We start from the raw sequence: 8,935 nt of genomic DNA, 5'->3' as shown, positions 1-8,935 counted from the left end.
GCGGGGGGGGGGGGCGCACCCCTTACCTCGATTACGGAGCAGAACCCCTCATCCGCCCTTGCGGGCACCTTCTCCCCTTCAAAAGGGGAGAAGGGAAACGTCATTCCCGCGAACGCGTCTCGAAGGGCGATCATAAAGACCCCGCCCTTCCATCCCCCGCGCCGATCCTCTATATCGCCGCCTCCCATGAACGTTTGCTCCGGGCCTTGACCCCGGTGGAGGCGAGAGATGACCGATACGCTGACGCGCGCGGACACGCGTGCCGATACCCTGCTTCGAGACTTCGGCCTGGCGGATGATCCGCTCGGGCTCGGCGGTGACCCGGCGAGCCACCGCGTCGTCGTGGCCATGTCCGGCGGTGTCGATTCCACCGTCACCGCCACCGCGCTGCACCGCGCCGGCTATGACGTCGTCGGGATCACGCTGCAGCTCTATGATCATGGCGAGATGATCAGGAAGAAGGGCGCCTGCTGCGCCGGGCAGGACATCTACGACGCCCGCCTCGCCGCCGAGGAAATGGGCTTCCCGCACTACGTGCTCGACTACGAGAACCGCTTCCGCGAAGCGGTGATGGAGGATTTCGCCGATACCTATCTGGGCGGCGCGACCCCCATTCCCTGCGTGCGCTGCAACCAGCGGGTCAAGTTCGCCGACCTCCTGCACCAGTCGCAGCAGCTGGGTGCTGCCGCGATGGCGACGGGGCACTACATCAAGCGCGTCGACGGGCCGAACGGCGCGGAGCTTCACCGCGCCGCCGATCCGGGCAAGGACCAGTCCTATTTCCTGTTCGCGACGACGCAGGACCAGCTGGATTTCCTGCGCTTCCCGCTCGGGCATCTGACGAAGGACCAGACGCGCCAGCTTGCCGAGGCCTTCGGCCTGGCCGTCGCCGACAAGCCGGACAGCCAGGACATCTGCTTCGTGCCGGACGGCAATTACGCCGCCATCGTGGAAAAGCTGCGCCCCGGCGCGGCCGAACCCGGCGACATCGTCCATGTCGATGGCAGCGTGCTTGGCCGGCATGACGGCGTGATCCGCTACACGGTCGGCCAGCGCCGCGGTCTCGGCGTTGCGACCGGCGAACCGCTTTACGTCGTGCGCCTCGACGCGCCGGGCCGCCGGGTCATCGTCGGTCCGCGCGAGGCGCTGGGCGTGAAGCGCATCCGCCTGCACGACGTCAACTGGATCGGCGACACGCCGCTCGATCAGCTCGAAGGCGAGCCGGTGCTCGTGAAGGTCCGCTCCACCCGTCCGCCAGTGCCCGCCGCGCTATCGGTCAATGACGGCCAGGTCGGCCTCGTCCTCGACGCGGAAGAGGAAGGCGTCGCGCCGGGCCAGGCGGCGGTGTTCTATGCGCCGGAGGATGGCGGCTCGCGCGTTCTGGGTGGCGGGTGGATCACCGGGACGGTTTGAACTCTCTTCCCCTCTCCCCTCGGGGGAGAGGGGGCAGGGGTGAGGGGTGACTCTCAAAAAAACCCCTCATCCGGCCTTTCAGGCCACCTTCTCCCCCGAGGGGAGAAGGAGAAGCTCACCCCGCCAGAAACGCCTTCCAGCTGACCACGGTCAGCCAGTGGATAAGCACCGGCGGCCAGACCGAGCCGGAACGCTGCCAACTGATCGTGCAGACGATACCCAAGAGTGCCGCGATACCGAGAAAGACCGGGTCGGTGAAGACCGGCTGCGCCATCGGCAGGCCGAGCCACACCTGAACCGGATGCCACGCGACGAAGGCAATCAGGCTCAGCCCGATCCTCACAACGTCACCCCGGCGGAAGCCGGGGTCCATAACACCCGTCTCACTGGATTCCGGCGTTCGCCGGAATGACGGCTTCCCTTGAAGCAGGACGCGAAAGACCAGCTCTTCTCCGAGAGCCGGAACGAGAACCGCAATAAGCGCGACGACCAGAATCGTCTGAAGCTGTGAAATCCCGAACGCGAACACCCCGGTCGCCAGCCCGAACGGCAGGGCGATGGTCGTGAACACCGCAAACAGGCCGGCGGCCTCCGCCAGGTCGCGAAGGTGAGGGGCGCGGAACGCCCCGATCAATCCACCAGCCGTCGCATCGCCCATTCCACGGGACCCCGCTGGAAACGGCTCCGCCAGATCGTCGCGAAGACGAGGCAGAAGATGAAGAAGCCGATCACCCAGGCGAACAGCCAGTAGACCGATTCCGACTCCTCGGGCAGGAACCACTCCGCCGCCGTCACGCCGATATAGACGTGGAGGAGGTAGAAGGTCAGCGCCATCTGCCCGGTCCAGATCACCGGCGTGAACAGCTTCCGCCGCCATTCCGCCGCGCAGATCATCAGCGACAGCGACAGCACGATCATCCCCGTGCCGAGGCCGAACAGGATGTAGAGCGGGGCGGGCGGGTAGGCCGACGTGCCGAAGATGTCGGCGACATAGTTGATCGCGAATCCCCAGTCCTCGGACGGGATCAGCTTCACCAGAGCCAGGTTCAGCGCCGCGAACTTGATCGCCTTGGCCAGACCGATCAGCACGGCCCCGCCGATCAGCAGCCGCCAGTGATTGGCACTGCGGTGCAGGTCGATCCGTCCGACGGCCATGCCGACGAGGAAATAGGCGAACCAGGGCGTCACCGGGTGATGGCCGGTGAAGAAGACGTCCTGCAGCGCCTCCGACGGGTTTGCGAAGCTCGGGCTCGCCCAGTAGTCGAGATCGAGTAGCGGCGGCAGCGCGAAATAGAAGGCGACGAAGGCGAGGGTGGTGAAAACGGCGAGCCCGACCAGCCAGCGCGCCGGCCACAGGAAGACAAGCGACGCGATCGTCAGATAGATGCCGTAGAAATGCAGGATGTCATACGGCCATTGCGCCCGGAAGGAGACGCCGAGCAGGAAGAGGAAGACGCCGCGTTTCAGCAGGTTGAGCCGGGCGGCCCGGCGGTTCTCCGGCGTCCGGTCGTTTCGCGCCCGCATCGTCAGCAGGGCGACGCCGACACCGGCCAGGAAGACGAAGGTCGCCGCCGCGCGGCCGGAAAACAGGCTTTCCAGCTGGATCAGCCATTGCGGGTCGCCTTCGGCGCGGCCGATATAGATCGAGAAATTGACGACCGTCATGCCCATCATGGCGATGGCGCGGGCGAAATCGATGCCTTCGAGCCGGTTCTTCGCCGGGGCGGTGATCTCCGACTCGCTCATTCTTCGTCCCCAGAGCCGGTCGTGTCTTCACGCGGCGGGCAATTGACCGGCGGCACCGGGCGTTCACGGCCTTCGCCGCCGCGCCCGTGACCGACGCGGTCCGCGCCCCAGCCGATATCGGTATCCGTCAGGCGGCGTCCGCCGCGGCCCTGTCCGGCCGGATCGGCCGAGGCGCCGCTGTCGCTGTCGGTCAGGCCGTGGGCGGATTTCGACCCGCGCCCCTGGCCCACCGGATCGGCTTCGGATCCGCTGTCCGTGTCCGTGACGCCTCCTGTGCCGCGGCCCTGGCCGGCCGGATCGGCTTCGGCTCCCGAGTCGCTGTCGGTCACGCCCTGCGGACCGCGGCCATTGCCGACCGGGTCGGCATTGCGGCCACCGTCGCTGTCGGTGAGGCCCGATGCACAGGCCGCCTCCGTGGCGCTCCAGGTGCGCACATGCTGGGCATGCGCGCCTGAAACCAGCGCTGTCGCGCCATAGGCCGTCCCCGCGCCCAGAACGCGCGCAAGGAAGGATCGGCGGCTTGGCCGCCTGCGGTTTTTGGGCATGTCACCCTGTCCCTGATGTCCCCGGCGATACCGTTAGGCCCAACCCCCTGATTTGAAAAGATGTAATCTCGGCGGTCGATACAACCGCATGGCGACCCGGCGATGTTGCATGTGCGAGAAGACTTGACGCACCGCACCCGGAGGCCTTCATCTGCGCTCGATTTTATCCCGGACCTCCCCGAAAGGAGATTTCACCGATGAGCACTCAGGACGATCCGGTCGTCATCGTCGGCATGGCCCGCACCCCGATGGGTGGCCTGCTCGGCGAACTGGCCACGCTGTCGGCCAACGAACTTGGCGCGCTGGCCGTGAAGGCCGCGATGGACGAAGCCGGCGTGTCCGGCGACGACGTCAACACGATCTACATGGGCAATGTGCTCATGGCGGGTCAGGGTCAGGCCCCGGCGCGACAGGCGGGTATCAAGGCCGGCCTGCCGAAAGGCGTCGAGGCGACCACGCTGAACAAGATGTGCGGCTCCGGCATGCAGGCGGCGATCATGGGCCGTTCGGCCATCCTCGCTGGCGAGGCCGACATCGTCGTGGCGGGCGGCATGGAATCCATGACCAACGCGCCGCACATGCTGCCGACCCACCGCGCCGGCTTCAAATACGGCCATGACCGGGTGCTCGACCACATGGCGCTCGATGGCCTCGAGGACGCCTACGAGCACAAGGCGATGGGTGTCTATGCCGACATGATCGCGCAGGAACACCAGTTCACCCGCGAGCAGCAGGACGCCTATGCGCTCGAAACCCTGGCCCGCGCCCAGCGTGCCACGACCGAGGGCGACTTCAAGCGCGAAATCGTCCCGGTGACGATCGCCGGCCGCAAGGGCGATGTCACGGTTGACACCGACGAACTGCCCCGCAAGGCGATGCCGGACAAGATCCCCGGCCTGCGCCCGGCCTTCTCCAAGGACGGCACCGTCACTGCCGCCAACGCCTCGGCCATCTCCGACGGCGCGGCCGCGCTGGTCCTGATGCGCCAGAGCGAGGCCGAGCGCCGCGGCCTGAAGCCGCTGGCGAAGATCTCGGCCGTCGCGTCGCACGCGCACGAGCCGGCCTATTTCACCACTGCGCCGGTTCCGGCCATGCGCAAGGTGCTGGAAAAGGCGGGCTGGGCGACCGATGACGTCGATCTCTGGGAAATCAACGAAGCCTTCGCCGTCGTTCCGATGATCGCGATGAAGGAACTCGGCATCCCGCACGAGAAGGTCAATGTGAATGGCGGTGCCTGCGCCATGGGTCACCCGATCGGCGCCTCCGGCGCGCGCATCATGGTCACCCTGCTCGCCGCGCTGGAAAAGCACGGCAAGACCAAGGGCGTTGCCTCGCTCTGCATCGGCGGCGGCGAAGCCACCGCGGTCGCGCTGGAGCGCATGAACTAGGCAGTCTGCCAGGTTGCGAAACGAGCCCCGGACGCTAACCGTCCGGGGCTTTTTTTTGCGCGATGAATCGCCTCTGACGCGAAACCGGCGTAGGCTCCGTCCCGGATAGTGGGGAGTTTGCCGATGCGCCGCCTGATCGTCCTCGCCGTGTTCGCGCTGTCTTCAGCGCCCGCACTCGCCCAGACCTACACATATACCGCGCGCACGGCCGCGCCCGCCCAGCAAACGGGCGAGGTGCAGGCCGGCTCGATCACTTGGTCGTGCAGCGACCGGGCCTGCACAGTTTCCGGCCCTTGGCCGCAGCCCGGCGTCGGGGCGTGCGCGCAACTCGCGGCAATCGTCGGGCGCGTCTCGGAATACGGCCATCCCGGCGCCCGGCTGAACTCGGCGCAGCTCGAGCAATGCAACGCCAACGCGGCACGGCCGGCGCTGCAAACGACTCTAGCCCCCGGCATCGCCCAGCAGGTTACGACCGCGCTCACCCCGCAGGTCCGCGCCCCCGAACTCCAGGTTCAGCCGCAGCCGGGCCAGCGCGTCAGCCCGCAGCAGATCCCGGACGCGGCGCGAGGTCCCGCAATTGCGCCGCCCGAAATGCAGGTCGAGCTGAGTCCGACCGTACGCCTCGCATCGACAGCGATTCGTTACGGTGCGCCGCTGATCACCAACCAGACCGTCCATGTCGAGATCCCGCCCACCGAACGGCTCTACGCGATCCGCAATGGGGGTGGTGACGGGGATTTCGGCGGCAACGGGCCGCGCGTCACCGTCTCGGCCAGCATTTCCGCGGAAGGACCCTGCCTGATCGCCAGCATCGATATGGACGCGGTCGAGACCCGTCCCGATCACACACGCGGCCGGGTCAGCGAGCGCCTGCGCCTGTGGTGCAATCCGGAGGGTGGGGACATCCAGCGCATCACGTCGCCTACGCGCGCCAGCGCCGAATACACCGACAGCGACTGGGAGATCGACACCATCGTCCCGGGACGCGGCGAGATCGATGTGCGCCGTGGACTGCCGGAAACGGACGGCCCGGTGCGCAGCTTCATCATCATGGGTGACACCAATGGTGACGTCTTCAACAACGACAATGACGGCCGCGATGTCGGCGATCTGGACTCCAACGGAAACCGCACCGTCTCGCGCACCAGCGTGCAGGTGCAGTGGAACCCGATTTCCGTCGTGGTGCCCATCGTTGCCGAACCGGAAGTGACCGGGCCACCGGGAACGACCTCGGTGTGGGTCAACGGCCAGCATTCAGGCTTCCTCGTCCTGCGCCATACCGGCGGCGACCGTGACTTCTTCGGCCACGGCCCGCGCATGACCGTCACCTCGCGGCTCGACCTGTCGGCTGACGGCACGCAGATTCTCGCCCGGCTGGCCGGCGATGCCAGCGAGGTGGGCGGCGACACCCGTGCGTCCGGCTCCTCTGACCGCGAAGTCATCTGGACCGCACCGGCGGGCTGGCGGATCGACGCGGTGCAGGTCGAATATGGCTGGTGGGAAGACGATGCCTGGCAACAGGCCTTTGAAACCGCGCTCGGCCGCACCGCCACGGTCGCCTATACCGACCGCGATCACGAACAGGATTTCCTGGTCGAGGGCGCGGGAGAGGGCGGGCGCGACGGAATCTGGTTCGACGATGCCACCAATGACGCGCGCCGCCGCGCCATGAGCCATGTCGAAGCCTTCCGGGTGATGGGCGATGCCAATGGCGACGAGGCGGGCAGCCGAACCGGTCTGCAGGCTTTCTATCGGCCCTTGCTGGTCACGCTGACGCCGGTCGATCCGGCACGCGCCCGCACCGCCGACCTGCAGCCCGACGTTCTGCTCGATGTGCCGACCGGCGACTTCGCCAACCGGCTTTCGGGCGGCAATTCCTGTGGGCCGCAGGCGGCGTCCCGCGTGCTGCGCTTCTACGGCGTTGCCACGACCTATGAACAGTTCAAGCGCCGGGTACAAAGCTCGGGCAATTTCGTCTCCGACCAGTCGCTCGGCACGCCGCCGGGCACGCTGCGCGACCGGATGAATGATCTCGCCTCCGGCTTCGTCCATGACGTGCTGCCGCTCGGCAATACCCGCGCGAACGATGCGGCGCTGGCCCGCATCCGGCAGTTGCTCGACGAGGGCCGCCCGGTCCTCACCCTGGTCGCCTGGGGATCGCAATACGCTGCCGACATCATCTCGCCGCACGATGCGGCGGCGACGGCGCACTGGGTCGTCGTGCGTGGCTACAACGCCCGCAACCGCACCTTCCTGATCATCGACAACGGCCACCCGGTGGAATGGTCGTACGAGCATTTTGCCTCGATGTTCGACTACGGACAGGACGCGCAGTTCGAAGCCCTGTTCGCCCTGATGAATGTCGAGAAGGGGTCGATCATCTACCGGCGGTAACGATCCGGAATTGCTGCGCCGCACAAAGACTTGACCGCGCATGACCGCCATGCGCCACGGCAGGGCCGGATAGTGGACAACGCCCCGCCCGGCGCGCTATTCGCCGTGCCGACGACCCCGTACAGCATTCAAGCGCGAGGCCCCATGGCGACGTCCCAGCCCCGTTACCGCGTACCGGCGCCGAAATTCCGCCCCGGCGACGAGCCCGACTTCTCCGATCTGAAACTGCAGCCGGCCGGCGAGGCGAAACGCCCCGCCATCGATTGCAGCTGGAAGGACACGGTGGATCACGCGACCGGACTGGTCGGCGCGCTCGATCACAATCACCAGGCCGTCGGCGAGTGGAATCCGGAACTCGACCCGGACACGCTGCGTGAGGGGCTCCGCCACATGGTGCTGACCCGCGTCTATGACGAGCGCATGCAGAAGCTGCAGCGTCAGGGCAAGATGAGCTTCTACATGAAGTCGACGGGCGAGGAGGCGGTGTCCGTCGCCGCCGCCATGGCCATGCGCGACAGCGACATGGTCTTCCCGTCCTACCGCCAGCAGGGCATCCTGTTCGCGCGCGGCCGCGACATCGTCGACATGATGTGCCACTGCATTTCCAACAGCCGCGACAACCTCAAGGGCCGCCAGCTGCCGGTTCACTACACGTGGGCCGACGGCAATTTCTTCTCCATCTCCGGCAATCTCGGCACCCAATTCCCCCAGGCCGTCGGCTGGGCGATGGGTGCACGCTACAAGAATGAAGACCAGGTCACGGCGAGCTGGATCGGCGACGGCACCACCGCGGAGGGCGACTTCCATGGTGCGCTGACCCTGGCCTCGACCTATCGCGCGCCGGTCATCTTCAACGTCGTGAACAACCAGTGGGCCATTTCCACCTTCCAGGGCATCGCACAGGGCGATGCGCCCAGCCTGGCGGTGAAGGGGCTCGGCTACGGCCTGCCGTCCATCCGCGTCGACGGCAACGACTTCCTCGCCGTCTATGCCGCCACGCAATGGGCCGCCGAACGCGCCCGTGCAGGCCATGGCGCGACGCTGCTGGAGCTCTACACCTACCGCGCCGCCGCGCACTCCACCTCGGACGATCCGTCCGGCTACCGCCCGAAGGAAGAGGCCACGAAATGGCCGCTGGGCGATCCGATCGAGCGGCTGAAGAACCACCTCATCGGTCTCGAGGAATGGGACGAGCAGCGCCACGAGGCGATGGAAACCGAACTGAACGACCTCGTCGTGAAGTCCTACAAGGAGGCCGAGAGCTACGGCACGCTGCATGACGGCCCGCTCTCGCCCGTGCCTTCGATCTTCGAGGATGTCACCGCCGAACCCGACTGGCGCCTCATCCGTCAACGTCAAGATCTGGGGGTCTAGATCATGACCAAGATGAACATGATCCAGGCGCTCAACTCGGCGCTCGACGTGGCGATGGAAAACGACCCGAACGTC

Annotated in this window: 7 protein-coding genes; 4 read left to right on the top strand and 3 right to left on the bottom strand. The window is 66.9% G+C overall.

All coding sequences use genetic code 11. The features are described 5' to 3' along the window. Positions 1 to 228: 228 nt before the first annotated feature. Positions 229 to 1,413: a tRNA 2-thiouridine(34) synthase MnmA gene (gene mnmA, locus ACFOOR_RS12170; protein ID WP_343165189.1), complete on the top strand. Its 1,185-nt coding sequence runs from the start codon at positions 229 to 231 to the stop codon at positions 1,411 to 1,413. A gap of 115 nt (positions 1,414 to 1,528) precedes the next feature. Here mnmA and ACFOOR_RS12165 read toward each other — a convergent pair whose 3' ends face one another. Genes ACFOOR_RS12165 through ACFOOR_RS12155 form a run of 3 tightly spaced genes read right to left on the bottom strand, consistent with a single transcriptional unit; the run spans position 1,529 to position 3,704 of the window. Further along, positions 1,529 to 2,071, bottom strand: coding sequence for a CPBP family glutamic-type intramembrane protease (locus tag ACFOOR_RS12165; RefSeq protein WP_343165188.1), 543 nt, complete (start codon positions 2,069 to 2,071; stop codon positions 1,529 to 1,531). Further along, the gene (locus tag ACFOOR_RS12160) at positions 2,044 to 3,159 is read right to left on the bottom strand and encodes a DUF418 domain-containing protein (RefSeq protein ID WP_343165187.1); all 1,116 of its coding nucleotides are present in this window, start codon (positions 3,157 to 3,159) and stop codon (positions 2,044 to 2,046) included. The genes ACFOOR_RS12165 and ACFOOR_RS12160 overlap by 28 nt, the downstream gene beginning before the upstream one ends. After that, positions 3,156 to 3,704 (bottom strand): hypothetical protein, encoded by a 549-nt coding sequence (locus ACFOOR_RS12155; RefSeq protein ID WP_343165186.1) that lies wholly within the window; start codon positions 3,702 to 3,704, stop codon positions 3,156 to 3,158. Before ACFOOR_RS12155 ends, ACFOOR_RS12160 begins: the two co-directional genes overlap by 4 nt. 197 nt (positions 3,705 to 3,901) lie before the next feature. On the opposite strand from ACFOOR_RS12155, the gene ACFOOR_RS12150 reads away from it, so the two are divergent. The 3 genes from ACFOOR_RS12150 to ACFOOR_RS12140 all read left to right on the top strand — a co-directional run bounded on the left by ACFOOR_RS12150 (position 3,902) and on the right by ACFOOR_RS12140 (position 8,860). Continuing rightward, complete coding sequence (locus ACFOOR_RS12150; RefSeq protein WP_343165185.1) at positions 3,902 to 5,092, top strand: thiolase family protein; 1,191 nt, start codon at positions 3,902 to 3,904, stop codon at positions 5,090 to 5,092. Between the two features lie 123 nt (positions 5,093 to 5,215). Then, positions 5,216 to 7,486, top strand: coding sequence for a CC_3452 family protein (locus ACFOOR_RS12145; protein ID WP_343165184.1), 2,271 nt, complete (start codon positions 5,216 to 5,218; stop codon positions 7,484 to 7,486). 144 nt (positions 7,487 to 7,630) lie between these two features. After that, positions 7,631 to 8,860, top strand: coding sequence for a thiamine pyrophosphate-dependent enzyme (locus tag ACFOOR_RS12140; RefSeq protein WP_343165183.1), 1,230 nt, complete (start codon positions 7,631 to 7,633; stop codon positions 8,858 to 8,860). The last annotated feature ends 75 nt before the right edge of the window (positions 8,861 to 8,935 follow it).

This window comes from Hyphobacterium vulgare, from assembly GCF_042643335.1.
Taxonomy (GTDB): Bacteria; Pseudomonadota; Alphaproteobacteria; order Caulobacterales; family Maricaulaceae; genus Hyphobacterium; species Hyphobacterium vulgare.
The sequence above is the reverse complement of the archived record's forward strand: the minus strand, read 5'-3'. Positions and strand labels throughout refer to the sequence as shown.